We start from the raw sequence: 15,076 nt of genomic DNA, 5'->3' as shown, positions 1-15,076 counted from the left end.
GATGGGAGGCTGATGGGTCTCGAACCCACGGCCTTCAGTGCCACAAACTGACGCTCTAACCTACTGAGCTACAGCCTCCATGCGTTTTTCGCATCGCTTTTTTCGAAGCGGGCACAAAAATAGGTAAAAAATCGAATCCAGCTAATCCGGATTAAAAAAAACTCTGGTTTTCATCTTTCTCATACAACTCCGGAACTGCTTCACTCATCAATACTATGTGGGAACAGCGGTTCCGCTCATCATAATCAGATGTTAATTGGTGGTGATGGCAACAAGACGAGTTGTTTTATCGTTATTTTTGGAACAATGCAAAAACTGGTTGACTTTATGTTTAATAAAAGAAGCTTACCCGTGCTGGTGATCCTGTTGAGTGCTGCCCTTTTTATTGGTTTCCGGTCCATGGGAACCATCAGCAATGATCCTCCCGGCAAATATGAAAAGATCCTTCACAATGTAGGAGATATCCTTGCGCAGGTACATTATAGTCCCAGGAAAGTGAATGATGAGTTCTCAAAAGAGGTTTTCAATAAATACCTGACTGTGGTGGATGCAGAGAAAAATATTTTTCTCCAGACCGATATCCAGTCCCTACGTAAATATGAATTGAAGCTGGACGATGAAATCAATGGCGGTCCGGTGGAGTTTGTGCCGGCGTTGTCGCTGATCTATAAAAATCGGGTTCTGGAGACAGAGGTGCTGGCGAAAGAGATACTGGCCAAACCTTTTGATTTCAATTTGGAAGAGGTGGTGGTTCTTGATGCAGAAAAACTCGAGTTCCCCAAAAATGCCGAAGAGAAAAAAGAACGCTGGAGAAAGCGCCTGAAATACCTGGCACTGGAACGTTATTCCGACCAGCTGGAGAACCAGGAAAAGAACAGGGGGAAGAAAGATTTTGTAGCCAAGACCAACCAGGAAATAGAAAAGGATGCCCGTGAAAACGTGCAGAAGGTGATCAACCGCATGTTCGAACGCCTGAAGCTGAAATACAACGATGACGAGCGTTTCAATCAATATGTGAATACGGTGACCAATACCATGGACCCGCATACTACATTTTTTCCTCCCCGCGACAAGCGTTATTTCGATGAGCAGATGAGTGGCCGTTTCTTTGGAATCGGCGCATCTCTTCGTATGGAGGATGGCAATATCAAGATTGCCTCCGTTATCACCGGCAGTCCCGCCTGGAAAACAGGGCAGGTTACGGTGGGGGATATTGTGCTGAAAGTGGGACAGGGTGCCGCTGAGCCCACCGACCTGGCGGGTTATGAAACCGAAGATGCGGTAAAAATTATCCGTGGCAGCAAGGGTACGGAAGTTCGTATGACCCTTCGCAAGGCCGATGGAAGCATCAAGGTGGTTCCTATTATCCGTGATGAAATCGTACAGGATGAAACTTTTGCCCGCAGTGTGGTAGTGGCCGGTGAAGGCAACAGCAAGATTGGTTATATCATGCTACCAGAATTCTATGCAGATTTCGACAATCCCCGTGGTGCCCGAAGTGCAGTGGATGTTGCCAGAGAAGTAATTAAACTGAAAGAACAGAAAGTGGATGGCATTGTGATTGACCTGCGTAATAATGGTGGTGGATCATTATATGATGTGGTACAGATGGCCGGGTTGTTTATTGAAGACGGCCCTATTGTACAGGTGAAAGACCGCGATGGTAATCCAAGTGTGCTGAAGGACCGTGATAAGAGCGTGTTGTACGACGGACCACTGGCTGTCATGGTAAATGAATTCAGTGCTTCGGCCTCTGAAATCTTTGCCGCAGCCATCCAGGATTACAGGCGGGGAGTGGTACTTGGAAGTACCTCCACCTACGGTAAAGGAACTGTTCAGCGAAATATTGGTCTCGATAAGGAATCCGGTATGTTCTCTTCCAACAGCGAACTGGGTACGATTAAACTGACCCTCCAGAAGTTTTACCGGATCAATGGCGGATCCACCCAGTTAAAGGGAGTGAGCTCCGATGTTGTTTTGCCGGATGTTTTGGAGAAATCCAAAGTACGTGAAAAGGATGATCCTGATGCATTGCCATGGGATGAGATCAAACAGTCTCCTTATACTACCTGGCAGGCTCCTTATGATATTGCTACGGTTAGCAGTAACAGCCAGAAAAGGGTGAATAATAATTCAGCTTTCAACCAGATCAAATCCAGTACAGATTGGCTTGCCGAGCAGAACGATAAAGTGTATTCACTTAACCTGAACAAGTTCCGCGACGAAAAGAAAAAGATCAGTGCTACGGTAAAGCAAATTGAAGCCCTTTATAAATTGCCAAAGGAGCTAAGTGTGGAGAGCCTTCCGGGTGATGAAGCAAAATTTGCCAGCGATCCCGATAAGCTTAGCCGTTACAAGCAATGGAAAAAGTCCCTGAGCAACGATATTTATCTTGATGAGGCCATTAACAGTGTAAATGACATGATCTACCAGCAGAACCTGGCTTTTAAGAAATCAGGAATTAAAGGTGGCAGTCTGGAGAAGCCGGTAGAGCAGTGAGATGGTGAATGGTGAATGGTTTACTTGATGAGGTAGCGTTCCCGGATGATATTCATGTGGTGTTCGACGTGCCCGGCAAGAATAAAGCAAAGGGCTGCAACACTGATAGGATGGTTGCTGGCTGTACCAGTGGCGGCCAGTTGTTCGCTGGAAAAGCTTTCTATCATCAACTGGTTGCTGCGCCGCAGGAGTCTGAATTCCTTGACCATATCATTCCAGTCGCGCTTCGAAACATCTGCATGTTCTGCCCAGGTGTTCTCATCAAAACCCGGTAAGGGAGTCTGATCATAACGCGCCACCCGCAGGGCCCGGTAGGCAAAAACCCTTTCCGCATCTGTGATATGCTGCAACAACTGTTTGATCGTCCACTTGTCTTTACCGTAGGAATAATCAATCTTCGATTTTGGAATATCATCCAGCAGGTCCAGGAACTTACGGGAATTTTTCTTTAATACTTTTTTGAGCTCACCCTGTTGCGCCAACTGTATATAGTTGGTATAAAAATCAGAATAGACAAGGTTGTAGTCGTGTTTCATAAAATGGTTTACTGTTTTATTCTCTGAAGTTAATATTCCGCCCCGCAAAACACAAATAAAAAACCCCACATAGTGTGGGGTTTAGTGCTTATCCTTTAGTTCCTTTTTTCAAACTCGATTGTGGTTTGGGCTTTCCGGCCGGACGAATGGTTGCGGCCAGTTTGGCTGCTTCGTACACGTTCACCAATCCCCCCGATACAGAAATGTCCGAAAGGTTTACTTCCTGTTCAGATCCCGGAATCTTCACTTTCATATCTGCCGGTGTAGATGACTTCACAATAACCGCCTTGATCTCCTGTGGGGTAAGATGCGGATAATAACTCAGCAGGAATGCTGCAACACCCGCCACTACCGGGGATGCCATGCTGGTTCCCTGTGCGTTTCCGTAAGTAGTGCCACCGGGAATGGTAGAGTAAATCTTTGTACCAGGAGCAAATACATCCACTTCCTGCTTGCCATAGTTAGAGAAAGAAGCGGTCAGGCTGTTGAAACCGGGTTCCGCCAGGGGGTCACTGCTGGCACCAACCGTTATCCAGTTAGCGGCCCTTGATTTACCCTGAAATAAAACAGGATTGGGGAAATTGTCAACTGAATCAACATTGGCTGCATCATTGCCTGCAGCATGCACCAGCAACACGCCCTTTGATTCTGCATATTTAACGGCCTCATCCACCCAATTTTTCTCTGGCGAGAAACTTTTCCCAAAACTCATGTTAACCACTTTCGCGCCATTGTCCACCGCATAACGGATAGCCAGGGCAATATCCTTATCGTGCTCGTCACCATCGGGCACAGCACGGATGGTCATGATCTTCACATTGTCTGCCACGCCATCAACCCCAATGCCATTGCCGCGTTTGGCGGCGATGATGCCGGATACATGGGTGCCGTGGAATGGTGTATTCGCCATTACGTCATTATTGCCGTAATAACGGTCGTTGATATCTGAATAGTTATCTTTTACTATCTCGCCACGGTAATCCTTCGGTGCTTTTTCAGCAGCCTCTTTTTTCCGTTCTTCACCGTTCACGAATTCGGCAAAACCTTCTATAAACTCGGTATTGCTGGTTTCCATCATATTGAAGGCCTTAAAGATATACAGCATGCCTGCCTTGGCTTTTTGGCCGTCGGTTGTGGATGGCGCAATGGCTTCCAGTTCCTTTCCTGTATAGGATTCGCGACCAAGTGCAATCTTCAGGAGACTGTCATTTTTCTGGCTGCTTTCCAATGCCCTTTTCAGGAACACGATGTCTGCACCGCCACCACCTGCATCACCTTCCACTTTATCCTTGGCTTTTTTCCACAGCTCATATTGCCATTTTTCATCTTCGGGGAGTGATGCGGGGTCAAAACCTGCTGCCCCGTATTTATTCAGGAAGCGATGATAAACCCGGGCACCTTCATAGCTGTCCTGCTTTACGTTCCGGCCGTCTTTGCCGCCCAGGAAGTTCCAGCCATGGATATCATCCACGTAACCGTTCCTGTCATCATCAATTCCATTGCCGGGAATTTCTTTCGGATTTACCCAGAGGATGGGCTTCAGGTCTTCGTGCAGGGTATCGATTCCAGAATCGATCACCGCTACCACCACTGTTTTGCTTTTTACCCCTTTTACGAAATCATAAGCTTTGTCAAGACTGATGCCATAAAAGCCATCTTTTTCGCGGTCGGCAAGGTGCCAGCCTTTCGGGAGTTCTTTATTCACAGGGGCGGATGCTCCCTGGCCGTAAGCTGTTTGCAGGCTGATTACAGCCAACAGGATACCAGCAGGCAGGATTAAATGTTTCTTCATGCAAGCGACGATTTATAAGTAATTACAAAAAGACGCAAAAAAATGGGTTTTGGTTGACCGATCCCATAATTTTTGCGTCTTTTTAAAGGTAATAATTAGTGATTAAAGATCAAATTTAATACCCTGTGCGAGCGGTAATTTGGTCGAATAGTTGATGGTATTTGTCTGCCGGCGCATATATGCTTTCCAGGCATCACTGCCACTCTCGCGGCCGCCTCCGGTTTCTTTTTCGCCACCAAAGGCGCCACCTATTTCAGCCCCGCTGGTCCCGATGTTCACGTTGGCAATACCGCAATCACTTCCGGCCGAGGAAAGGAATTGCTCTGCTTCACGCAGGCTGAGGGTCATGATGGCCGAGGAAAGTCCCTGCGGAACACCGTTCTGGTAAGCGATGGCTTCGTCGATGTTGCTGTATTTGATCAGGTATAATATTGGCGCAAAAGTTTCATGCTGTACGATGCTGAAATGATTCTGTACCTCTGCGATGCAGGGCTTCACATAACAGCCGCTTTCATAACCGTCGCCTTCCAGTACACCGCCTTCCACGGCAAATACACCGCCCTCAGCCTTACATTTCTCGATGGAGGAAAGGTATTGGTTCACGGCATCTTTGTCGATCAATGGTCCCACATGGTTGTTCTGGTCCAGCGGATCACCGATTTTGAGTTGTCCGTACGCCTTGACCAGCTTGGCCTTGAAGGCATCATATACAGATTCGTGGATGATCAGGCGGCGGGTGGAGGTACATCTTTGTCCCGCAGTGCCAACCGCTCCGAATACGGCCCCGATCAGGGACATATCCAGCTCGGCATCTTTGGAAATAATGATGGCATTGTTTCCTCCCAGTTCGAGGATGCTGCGGCCAAGTCGTGCGCCTACTGCAGCTCCCACGGCCTTGCCCATGCGGGTTGACCCGGTGGCGGAGATCAGTGGTATACGGCTGTCATGACTCAGCCATTCGCCGAGTTCACGGCCTCCGTTCACGATACAACTAACTCCTTCAGGAACGCCGTTCTTTTCGAATACTTCGTTGATGATATTCTGGCATGCAATGGAGCAGAGAGGAACTTTTTCGGAAGGTTTCCATACACAAAGATCACCGCAAACCCAAGCCAGCATAGTATTCCAGCTCCATACCGCCACGGGGAAATTGAAGGCTGAAATGATGCCGACAATACCCAGGGGATGATACTGTTCGTACATGCGGTGGCCTGGGCGCTCACTGTGCATCGTAAGGCCATGCAACTGGCGGGATAATCCCACTGCAAAGTCGCAGATATCGATCATCTCCTGAACTTCTCCGAGGCCTTCCTGCAGGCTCTTGCCCATTTCATAGGAAACGAGCTGGCCGAGATCTGACTTCTTCGCACGAAGTGCTTCACCGATCTGGCGAACCACTTCACCACGACGGGGTGCAGGCCATGTGCGCCATTCCGCGAACGCTTTTGATGCGGCTGCCATTACTGCCTCGTAGCCCTCCTTGTCCGTGGCTGTCACGGAACCAATGAGTTTCCCGTCTACGGGTGAAATGGAATGAATGTTTTCTCCTTTGGTCTGGATCCAGGTGGATCCGGTTGATGTGCCGGTGTTGGTGCTGTTTATGCCCAATGCTGTTAGGAACTCCATTGCAAGCTGTTTTTTAGGCCGCAAAGGTACGCTTTAGATCTCAGTATTGTTCCTGCTCATTGGGGAAATCGCTGGCTCTCACGTCATTTACATACTTACCTACGGCTTCCACAATCTGGTCGTGAAGGTTCAGGTATTTTCTGAGGAAACGCGGGTTAAAATCGTTGTTAATACCCAGCATGTCGTGCATCACCAGGACCTGCCCGTCACAATGTTTTCCCGCGCCGATCCCGATAGTGGGGATGTGCAGGCTTTCGCTCACCTCTTTGGCCAGTTGAGCCGGGATCTTTTCAAGTACAATGGCGAAGCAGCCGGCATCCTGCAGCAGGAGTGCGTCTTTTTTCAATTTCTCCGCTTCGGCATCTTCCCTGGCGCGCACAGTATAGGTGCCGAATTTGTATATGGATTGCGGGGTAAGCCCCAGGTGACCCATGACAGGAATGCCGGCATTCACAATGCGGCGCACGCTTTCTGCGATTTCTTCACCGCCTTCCAGTTTGAGACTGTGTGCCCCCGATTCCTTCATGATACGGATGGCGGATGCCAGGGCGACATCTGAATTCGACTGGTAGGAGCCAAAAGGGAGGTCTACCACCACCAGGCAGCGGTCAATACCCCGCACCACGCACTGCGCATGATAGATCATCTGCTCAAGAGTAATGGGTACCGTTGTTTCATGTCCTGCCATTACGTTACTGGCGGAATCACCCACAAGAATAACATCCAGTCCCGCAGAGTCGAAAATCCTTGCGAAGGAATAATCATATGCCGTAAGCATGGAGATTTTTTCGCCTGCGGCCTTCATTTTCAGCAGGGTATTGGTGGTAACTTTCCTGACATCACTATGTACTGACATAAAATAGTTTGTTGTTTTCAATTATTGCCCCTGCTTCACCTGATCCCATAGGATATGAATCAGTCCGTCCGCCAATCCGATCTTGGGCACCTGGATTTCCTTCGCGTCGGCCCAGCGCATAACGTTGATGTATATACTAAGTGCTGGTACGATCACATCGGCACGGTCTTCCCGAAGGCTGTAAAGGCGCATCCTTTCAGCCAGTGGAAAACTGCTTAGCTCCTTGTAATAGTCTTTCAGCAATTCCAGGGGTAAGGGCTTGCCATCCTTTTTCTTTGACATGGAAAAAACCTTGTTGATATTACCACCGGATCCGATGCAGGTGATTTCCTTGAAGCCCTTGGTTTTGGCGCGGATGAATTCTTTCATTTCATCCCATTTTTTGTCTGCCACCTGGTTTTTCAGGAGGCGTATGGTTCCGATATTGAATGACTGTTTTGCCACAAGGCGGTTATCGCTGAAGAAAGTGAGTTCTGTACTACCTCCGCCGACATCTATGTAGAGATAAGAATGGTCCTTGTCCAGGTTCTCTGCCACATGGTTTTCATAAATGAATGCCGCTTCCTGGTCACCGCTGATGATTTCGATGCCGATTCCGGTATCTTCCTTAATGTGGCGGATGATGGCAGGACCGTTGCTGGCATCGCGCATGGCAGATGTGGCGCATGCCTTGTAATGCTTCACTCCGTATGCGTCTATCAGTGACCGGTAGGCTTTAATGGTGTTAATGATCTGGCTTTCCTTTTCCTTTGAAATGGACTGACTTTCAAAAACGTCGAAGCCTAACCGAAGCGGAACCCGGATCAGGTTAAGTTTGTTGAATCGATCCCTGCCGGTTTCATCCGTAACCACTTCCGTGATGAGCAGCCTGGCCGCATTACTTCCGATATCTATTGCTGCGAGTTTCAATTTGATCGTTCTGTTTTAGTTTCTTTGGGTGGACAAGGAACTTCCTGCAACCCGGCCTCAGCCGCTAAGATCGCCCTGCTCCGTTTTGATTGCAGGTAGTTGTATTGTTCCACCTGTGATCGAACCTTTTTACCCGGGGTCCTGACATAATCATTGCTGAGCTGGTTGTTGAGAATCCTTGCTTTCATGTTATCGCTCAGCTGGATATTCAGCATGTTTTTCAATACTTTCTTGATGTCCTCGTCATAAACAGGGCAGGTTATTTCCACGCGGTGGTCGAGGTTTCGAACCATCCAGTCTGCCGAAGATATATAAACTTTTTCTTTGCCCCCGTTGTGGAAGATGAACACCCTTGCATGCTCAAGGTACTCATCCACGATGCTGATGGCCTTTATCGGCTGATTATACTTTTTGTTTTCAGAGTACATGCAGAAGATGCCTCTTACGATCAGTTGCACCGGCACCCCCGCGCGAGCTGCTTCGTAAAGCTTTTCAATCAGGATTTCATCCGACAGGGAATTCATCTTGAGCAGGATGCCGGAGGGTTTTTTTCTTTTCGCAGCCCTGATTTCCTGGTTAATAAGTTTCAGCAGTTCCCGGCGCAGGATGCCCGGGCAGGGCAGGAGATTATTGCAGCTTTTCAGGATATCCGGCTGGGTCTTATATTTTTCCAGGTAGAGAAACATCCGGTTAATATCTGCCATAATTCCTCGGTGGGCGGTCAGCAGGCAGTGATCCCCATATATTTTTGCCGTGCTTTCGTTCATATTGCCGGTGCTCACGAACCCATACTGGATGGTGCGGTTTTGCAGCCTTTTACGGATAATACACATCTTTGCATGTACCTTCATGTTTGGTATGCCGATCAGTACCTTAACCCCTTCCTCTTCCAGCCTTTCCTTCCATGCGAGGTTGGCTTCTTCCTCAAAACGGGCGCGCAACTCCATCATCACTGTAACCTGTTTTCCGTTGCGGACTGCATTGATAAGGGCATTGATGATCTTGGAGTTATTGGCCAGGCGGTAAGCTGTAATTTTGATGGAGACCACATCGGGATCGATGGCTGCCTCCCGCAGCATGTCGATTACGGGACTGAAAGAGTGGTAAGGGAAATTCAGCATCACATCGTTCTCCAGCACCACATCAGTAACCCTTGAAGATCCTGCCAGCAGGGGGTGCATAAAGGGTTTTTTCCTGAGTGATTTTTTTTGGAACACATCGGGGAAATCCATGAAATGCCTGAAATTGTGGATCCGGCCTCCGGGTATCAGGTTGTCTTTGCGCGTGAGGTTCATGCGGCGCATCAGGAATTCCAGCAGCCCGGCGTCCATCTCCTTATCGTACACAAAGCGAACAGGCTTTCCTTTACGTCGGTTTTTTACTCCCTTTTCGATTTTCTGGATCAGGGTGGTCGATACATCGTTATCAATATCGATCTCTGCGTCCTTGGTTACCTTAAAGATCCAGGATTCGAATTTTTCGTAGCCGAAATAGGAAAAAATGGCTGGCAGATTGAAACGGATAATGTCCTCCAGCAGGATGATATGTTTTTCATTACCTGGACAAGGCAGTTGCACAAACCTTGACAAGGCCTTGGTTGGGATTTCGATCAGGGCATATTTCTGCTCATAGGCGGTGGACCGGCGGCTCATGACCACTCCCAGGAAGATTGATTTGTCACGCAGATAGGGGAGCTGGGGTATCTGTTCGATCATGAGCGGAAGTGTATTGACACGCACTTCTTCTTCAAAAAACTGCTTGACGAAGATTTTTTGCTCCTTGTTGAGCTGTTTTTCCGTAACCAGGAAAATTTTTTCCCTGGCCATTTCCTTGCTGATTGTGTCCCAGATACGATTGAATTCATTCTGTTGGCGGAGGACCATGATCATGATATCTTCCAGTATCTTGTCCGGCGATTCCTCGAGATGCATATTCAGGCGGACTTTTTTCCCGCCAAATTCTATCATTCGTTTAAGGGTAGCCACTCTCACACGGAAGAATTCATCCATGTTATTGGAGAAGATACCCAGGAATTTGATCCTTTCCTTCAGGGGCACGGACGGGTCGGCGGCTTCCTGTAAAACGCGGGCATTAAAGGACAACCAACTGATATCGCGTGCTATTGTTTTTCTTTTTCCATCCATATCGGTCATAATCAGCCATTTAAACCCAAAGTTGCGGGCGCCCGGCGGACGAATGAAATTAATGAATTGTTATTAGTTGAAGGGAAGAGAGAGGGGAGAAGTGATTTATCGCCGGGTGCTTTTCACCCCCTGACTTTATACTATCTTTGTGATGAAAGAAAGATTTTTATTTTTTCCTTTCAGAATTACACAATTTCTCCCTACCTTTGCCGTCCTAAATTTTGACAGTCATGGCTAGAGTATGTCAGGTTACGGGTAAGACGCCGATCACTGGTCACCGCGTATCTCACTCGAATATTAAAACAAAACGCAGGTTCCTGCCGAACCTGCTGACGAAGCGCTTTTATTTGCCGGAAGAAGATAAGTGGATCACTTTGAAACTTTCAGCGGAAGGTCTGCGCACCATTAACAAGAATGGTTTGTATCCAGTAGTAAAGGAACTGAGAGCGAAAGGAGTAAAAATCTAAATTACTGTGGTCCGCTTTTGGGTGGATAACTATAAAATTGATCAACAATGGCAAAGAAAGGTAACAGAGTTCAGGTGATTATGGAGTGTACCGAGCACAAGACCAGCGGTCAGCCGGGTACCAGCCGTTATATCACTACAAAGAACAAGAAAAATACTCCGGAGCGTCTGGAGTTGAAAAAGTACAATCCCATCCTGAAGAAGGTAACTGTACACAAAGAGATCAAGTAAGGCGCATTAACCTGATTTACTAATTTTCTAATTCATTATACAATGGCAAAAGCAGCAAAAACGGCGATCAAGACCAAAGACCAGAAGGCAGCGGCAGAAGCTAAGAACTGGACTAAAGTGATCAAGGCTGTGCGCAGCCCCAAGTCTGGTGCATACACCTTCAAGGAGGCTATCGTGCACAAAGACAAGATCAAGGAATACCTGACCGAAAAATAATTTGAGGGTAATAAGTATACTCTTGTGAGCTGTTCCGGATGACGGGACAGCTTTTTCTGTTTATGCCCTACTGAGGTGTCCTGCGGTATTCTTACCTTTGCGTGCCGGCGAATGAGGGGACTTTAGCCTATTGGCAGGATCAGGTTTGCCGGACAGCCTGCGTTTCAATTTATTTGATCATTATACAAGACCAGATTCATGGGATTTTTTGATAAGCTTTTCGGAAAGAAAGAGAAAGAAACACTGGACCAGGGACTGCAGAAAACCAAGGAAAGTTTTCTGAGCAAGATCACCAAAGCCGTTGCGGGTAAGAGCACAGTGGATGATGAGGTGCTGGACAGCCTGGAGGAAGCACTTGTGAGCGCGGATGTAGGCGTTGATACCACAGTACAGATCATCGATCGTATAGAAAAAAGGGTTTCAAAGGATAAATACCTCAATACCTCCGAACTCAACAGGATATTACAGGAAGAGATTCGGGGAGTGCTGGTGGATGCGCCGGAAAGCAATACCTATTCATTCCAGTCCGAGCTGCCCTGTAAACCCTATGTAATCCTGGTAGTGGGAGTGAACGGAGTAGGAAAGACGACCACGATCGGCAAGCTTGCATATAATTTCAAAAAGGCGGGTAAGTCAGTTTTACTGGGGGCCGCCGATACTTTCAGGGCAGCAGCAGTTGACCAGCTGACGATCTGGAGTGAAAGGGCCGGTGTTCCCATTGTTAAGCAGGATATGGGTTCAGATCCTGCTGCTGTTGCATTTGACACCGTGCAGAGTGGTGTTGCAAGGGGGGCGGATGTGATCATCATTGATACTGCCGGACGTCTTCATAATAAAGCGCACCTGATGGACGAACTGGGTAAGATCCGGCGGGTGATCCAGAAAGTGATTCCTGATGCCCCGCACGAAGTACTGCTGGTACTGGATGGTTCAACCGGCCAAAACGCGCTGGAGCAGGCAAAACATTTTACTGCCACAACCGAGGTTTCCGCCCTGGCCATTACCAAACTGGACGGTACCGCAAAAGGCGGAGTGGTACTGGCCATCGCCAACCAGTTCAGGATCCCCGTGAAATTTATCGGAGTGGGTGAAAGGATGGAAGATCTGCTGGTTTTTGACAAGCATGAGTTTGTGGACAGCCTGTTTAATCTGGAGAAACAGAACTAAGGATTAAAAAGTATACCTCACCGCTGCACCCCCCCAGATATTCATATAGGGATAATCCGCCAACTCTATAAAAGGCTGTATATCTACGCTGATATTGATTGGGGCTCCTTTAAACTTGTAATCCAGTCCCAACACTCCGTCTACCCCGGCAGAGAAATCTCCTTCTTCGTAATAGTAATATTCATCATCACCCCTTCTTTTGTAGCCCCAGCGGTGGTTGTATACACCTGCATGGAAGCCGGGCCCCGCGTACCATTTCAAACCCGGAGCGCCATTAATATCTCCATGGAATTCATAAAGCCCCGTGAACCGGAACCCATGATCCCAGAAATAGCCTAATCCTTCCAGGGCGCGGTTCTTTGCCACAAAATGTTTGATGGTTACTGCTCCTGGCCAGAATTTAACACCCAGCGCCGTTTTATAACTGCTTCCCAGAGATTGCGCCTTTGAATCTTGCACAATGGCCACAGCGGCCACCAGCATTGCTCCTGTTATCCATTTTTTCATAACTGCTATTTTCCCCGGATGATAAAAAATTGTGCCAATTTTCCATCTTCACCCGTCGGGTGCCACCCGACGGGTGAAGGTTTTTGCTATTCTTTGCAGCCGCCTTCGCAGCAATTTCACAGGGTGTAAAATGTTCCGGATCAGTATTCATTTGAAGGGTGATATGCATTGAGGCAGCTTTTCCTAACAGATAGTTAACAGTTGATTCAAACAAGTCAACGGGTGAAAATCAGGTCTTGCCCTAAATCCACCCGTCGGGTGGCACCCGACGGGTGGGGAGAATTGCATACCTTTGCGCCTTATTAAAAGAGTGCATGAAAGCAAGAACGCTGAAGAAGGACAAAGTGAATATTATTACCCTGGGATGCAGTAAGAATATGGTGGATAGTGAAGTGCTCAGCGGACAGTTGGCCGCAAATGACATCTCGGTTGTTCATGAAAACGCCAAACTGGACCATAATATCGTTGTAGTGAATACCTGTGGGTTTATTGACAAGGCAAAGGAAGAATCGATCAATACCATCATTGAACAGGTGGCTCTAAAACAGAAGGGCAAGTTGGATAAGGTATATGTTACCGGTTGCCTGAGTCACCGATACCGCGAAGACCTGGAGAAGGAGATCCCGGAAGTGGATGCCTGGTTCGGCACCATGGAGCTTCCCCTGATACTGAAAGAACTGGAAGCCGATTACAAATCGGAATTACTGGGCGAACGCCTGCTGTCCACCCCCAAACATTATGCTTACCTGAAGATATCTGAAGGCTGCAATCGCACCTGCTCCTTTTGCGCCATTCCCCTGATGCGTGGCGGACATGTCAGTCGACCTATTGAAGACCTGGTGAAAGAGGCAGAAGGACTTGTGAAGAAGGGTGTAAAAGAGGTCATGCTGATCGCTCAGGAACTGACATACTATGGACTTGACCTTTACAAAAAACGCCAGTTGGGTGAATTGCTGGACCGACTGGCCGATGTGGAAGGTCTTGAGTGGATTCGCCTTCACTATGCATATCCCTCTAAATTTCCCATCGAAATACTTGAGGTGATGAAACGTCGTAAAAATATCTGCAATTATCTCGATATGCCCCTTCAGCATGCCTCCAATAACATGCTGAAAGCCATGAAACGCCAGATCACCCGAGAAGAAATGGAGGAACTGGTGGCGGATATTCGCGAAAAAGTTCCGGGAATCTGTCTGCGTACAACACTGATCACAGGGTTTCCCGGTGAAACCCGCGAAGACGTGGAAGAACTAAAGGATTTCCTTCGGCGGATGCGTTTTGACCGGGTGGGTATTTTCACCTATTCACACGAAGAAAATACCTCGGCGCACGAACTGGAGGACAATATTCCTGCTGAGGAGAAAGAAGCCCGTGCACAGGAGATCATGGAAGTGCAGCAGGAAATCAGCCTGGAGAGGAACCAGGAAAAATTAGGACAAATTTTTAAAGTTTTAGTTGATAAGAAAGAAGCTGGTCGCTATCTTGGGAGAACTGAATTCGACAGTGTGGAAGTGGACAATGAAGTGGTGATCAACACTAAGAAAAAACTTACCATCGGGGAGTTTGTTGAAGTTAAGATTACCAAAGCCTATGATTACGATCTGGAGGGGGAGTTGGTGAATTGAGAATAGTAAGAAAAAAAATAAATTATACCAGGATGAATAAAATAGTCATTACAGTGTTGGGGCTGGTTCTGCTTCTTGGCGCAAGTTCCTTTATGCAGGATCCTAAAAAGGCCAGCATTACCCGTGGTCAGGAAGTTTATGTCAATTATTGCCAGAGCTGCCACATGGAAAAGGGTGAGGGGGTGGATGGAAGTTTCCCGCCACTGGCAAAAGCTGATTATCTGATGAAAGATCCCAAACGCGCCATTAATATCATACTGAAAGGACAAAACGAAGAGATCAGGGTGAATGGGAAAGTGTACAACATGATGATGGCGGAACAGAGCTATCTCACGGACGAACAAGTTGCGGATGTGGTAAACTATATCAGCAACAGTTGGGGAAACAGTTATAAAACACTGATCACACCTGCGATGGTAAAGGCTACCAGGCCGAAAGAATAATTCCCTATCCGGGTGGCTGGATAAAGGACAAAATGCGACACTGGTCATAGAAATAGAAA

14 protein-coding genes and 1 tRNA gene are annotated in these 15,076 nt (G+C 47.7%); 7 read left to right on the top strand and 8 right to left on the bottom strand.

The window, feature by feature from the left end:
- Window positions 1-4: 4 nt before the first annotated feature.
- Window positions 5-78, bottom strand: a tRNA-His gene (locus BC349_RS02670).
- A gap of 228 nt (window positions 79-306) precedes the next feature.
- On the opposite strand from BC349_RS02670, the gene BC349_RS02665 reads away from it, so the two are divergent.
- Window positions 307-2,499 (top strand): carboxy terminal-processing peptidase, encoded by a 2,193-nt coding sequence (locus tag BC349_RS02665; RefSeq protein WP_246456757.1) that lies wholly within the window; start codon window positions 307-309, stop codon window positions 2,497-2,499.
- A 20-nt stretch (window positions 2,500-2,519) separates the two neighbouring features.
- Here the strand turns inward: BC349_RS02665 and BC349_RS02660 are convergent, their stop codons facing one another.
- The 6 genes from BC349_RS02660 to ppk1 form a co-directional block, all read right to left on the bottom strand.
- Window positions 2,520-3,035, bottom strand: coding sequence for a DinB family protein (locus BC349_RS02660; protein WP_187255192.1), 516 nt, complete (start codon window positions 3,033-3,035; stop codon window positions 2,520-2,522).
- A gap of 88 nt (window positions 3,036-3,123) precedes the next feature.
- A complete protein-coding gene (locus BC349_RS02655) occupies window positions 3,124-4,827 on the bottom strand; it encodes a S8 family peptidase (RefSeq protein ID WP_187255191.1) in 1,704 nt (567 codons plus the stop codon).
- Window positions 4,828-4,929: 102 nt separating this feature from the next.
- Window positions 4,930-6,453, bottom strand: a complete 1,524-nt coding sequence (amaB, locus tag BC349_RS02650) for an L-piperidine-6-carboxylate dehydrogenase (protein ID WP_187255190.1) — start codon at window positions 6,451-6,453, stop codon at window positions 4,930-4,932.
- A 40-nt stretch (window positions 6,454-6,493) separates the two neighbouring features.
- Window positions 6,494-7,309 (bottom strand): 3-methyl-2-oxobutanoate hydroxymethyltransferase, encoded by an 816-nt coding sequence (gene panB, locus BC349_RS02645; RefSeq protein ID WP_187255189.1) that lies wholly within the window; start codon window positions 7,307-7,309, stop codon window positions 6,494-6,496.
- A 21-nt stretch (window positions 7,310-7,330) separates the two neighbouring features.
- Window positions 7,331-8,218: a Ppx/GppA phosphatase family protein gene (locus BC349_RS02640; protein ID WP_187255188.1), complete on the bottom strand. Its 888-nt coding sequence runs from the start codon at window positions 8,216-8,218 to the stop codon at window positions 7,331-7,333.
- A complete protein-coding gene (gene ppk1 / locus BC349_RS02635; protein WP_246456755.1) occupies window positions 8,215-10,371 on the bottom strand; it encodes a polyphosphate kinase 1 in 2,157 nt (718 codons plus the stop codon). Before ppk1 ends, BC349_RS02640 begins: the two co-directional genes overlap by 4 nt.
- Window positions 10,372-10,592: 221 nt before the next feature.
- Between ppk1 and rpmB the strand changes: the two genes are divergently transcribed.
- The 4 genes from rpmB (at window position 10,593) to ftsY (ending at window position 12,442) form a co-directional block, all read left to right on the top strand.
- On the top strand, window positions 10,593-10,829 hold the full coding sequence (gene rpmB / locus BC349_RS02630) for a 50S ribosomal protein L28 (RefSeq protein ID WP_187255187.1): 237 nt from the start codon (window positions 10,593-10,595) through the stop codon (window positions 10,827-10,829).
- A gap of 47 nt (window positions 10,830-10,876) precedes the next feature.
- Window positions 10,877-11,059, top strand: a complete 183-nt coding sequence (gene rpmG / locus BC349_RS02625; RefSeq protein ID WP_039132552.1) for a 50S ribosomal protein L33 — start codon at window positions 10,877-10,879, stop codon at window positions 11,057-11,059.
- Between the two features lie 42 nt (window positions 11,060-11,101).
- On the top strand, window positions 11,102-11,275 hold the full coding sequence (locus tag BC349_RS02620) for a DUF4295 family protein (RefSeq protein WP_187255186.1): 174 nt from the start codon (window positions 11,102-11,104) through the stop codon (window positions 11,273-11,275).
- Window positions 11,276-11,473: 198 nt separating this feature from the next.
- A complete protein-coding gene (gene ftsY, locus BC349_RS02615) occupies window positions 11,474-12,442 on the top strand; it encodes a signal recognition particle-docking protein FtsY (protein ID WP_187255185.1) in 969 nt (322 codons plus the stop codon).
- Window positions 12,443-12,445: 3 nt separating this feature from the next.
- On the opposite strand, the gene BC349_RS02610 is transcribed toward ftsY, so the two are convergent.
- Window positions 12,446-12,949, bottom strand: a complete 504-nt coding sequence (locus BC349_RS02610) for a hypothetical protein (RefSeq protein ID WP_187255184.1) — start codon at window positions 12,947-12,949, stop codon at window positions 12,446-12,448.
- 314 nt (window positions 12,950-13,263) lie between these two features.
- Here BC349_RS02610 and rimO point away from each other — a divergent pair, with 314 nt between their 5' ends.
- Together rimO and BC349_RS02600 are read left to right on the top strand one after the other, a co-directional pair.
- Window positions 13,264-14,574 (top strand): 30S ribosomal protein S12 methylthiotransferase RimO, encoded by a 1,311-nt coding sequence (gene rimO / locus BC349_RS02605; RefSeq protein ID WP_187255183.1) that lies wholly within the window; start codon window positions 13,264-13,266, stop codon window positions 14,572-14,574.
- 32 nt (window positions 14,575-14,606) lie between these two features.
- On the top strand, window positions 14,607-15,017 hold the full coding sequence (locus BC349_RS02600; protein WP_222840054.1) for a c-type cytochrome: 411 nt from the start codon (window positions 14,607-14,609) through the stop codon (window positions 15,015-15,017).
- Window positions 15,018-15,076 lie beyond the last annotated feature (59 nt).

This window comes from Flavihumibacter stibioxidans (genome assembly GCF_014332695.1).
Lineage (GTDB): Bacteria > Bacteroidota > Bacteroidia > Chitinophagales > Chitinophagaceae > Flavihumibacter > Flavihumibacter stibioxidans.
This window is presented reverse-complemented; position numbering and strand designations above follow the sequence as displayed.

Excerpts from the sequence above, each read along its gene's own strand:
- ftsY (WP_187255185.1), top strand. The coding sequence starts at position 11,474 with ATGGGATTTTTTGATAAGCTTTTCGGAAAGAAAGAGAAAGAAACACTG.
- rpmG (WP_039132552.1), top strand. The coding sequence starts at position 10,877 with ATGGCAAAGAAAGGTAACAGAGTTCAGGTGATTATGGAGTGTACCGAG.
- BC349_RS02665 (WP_246456757.1), top strand. The coding sequence starts at position 307 with ATGCAAAAACTGGTTGACTTTATGTTTAATAAAAGAAGCTTACCCGTG.
- BC349_RS02655 (WP_187255191.1), bottom strand. The coding sequence starts at position 4,827 with ATGAAGAAACATTTAATCCTGCCTGCTGGTATCCTGTTGGCTGTAATC.
- BC349_RS02610 (WP_187255184.1), bottom strand. The coding sequence starts at position 12,949 with ATGAAAAAATGGATAACAGGAGCAATGCTGGTGGCCGCTGTGGCCATT.
- amaB (WP_187255190.1), bottom strand. The coding sequence starts at position 6,453 with ATGGAGTTCCTAACAGCATTGGGCATAAACAGCACCAACACCGGCACA.
- BC349_RS02620 (WP_187255186.1), top strand. The coding sequence starts at position 11,102 with ATGGCAAAAGCAGCAAAAACGGCGATCAAGACCAAAGACCAGAAGGCA.
- rimO (WP_187255183.1), top strand. The coding sequence starts at position 13,264 with ATGAAAGCAAGAACGCTGAAGAAGGACAAAGTGAATATTATTACCCTG.
- ppk1 (WP_246456755.1), bottom strand. The coding sequence starts at position 10,371 with ATGACCGATATGGATGGAAAAAGAAAAACAATAGCACGCGATATCAGT.
- rpmB (WP_187255187.1), top strand. The coding sequence starts at position 10,593 with ATGGCTAGAGTATGTCAGGTTACGGGTAAGACGCCGATCACTGGTCAC.
- BC349_RS02660 (WP_187255192.1), bottom strand. The coding sequence starts at position 3,035 with ATGAAACACGACTACAACCTTGTCTATTCTGATTTTTATACCAACTAT.
- panB (WP_187255189.1), bottom strand. The coding sequence starts at position 7,309 with ATGTCAGTACATAGTGATGTCAGGAAAGTTACCACCAATACCCTGCTG.
- BC349_RS02600 (WP_222840054.1), top strand. The coding sequence starts at position 14,607 with ATGAATAAAATAGTCATTACAGTGTTGGGGCTGGTTCTGCTTCTTGGC.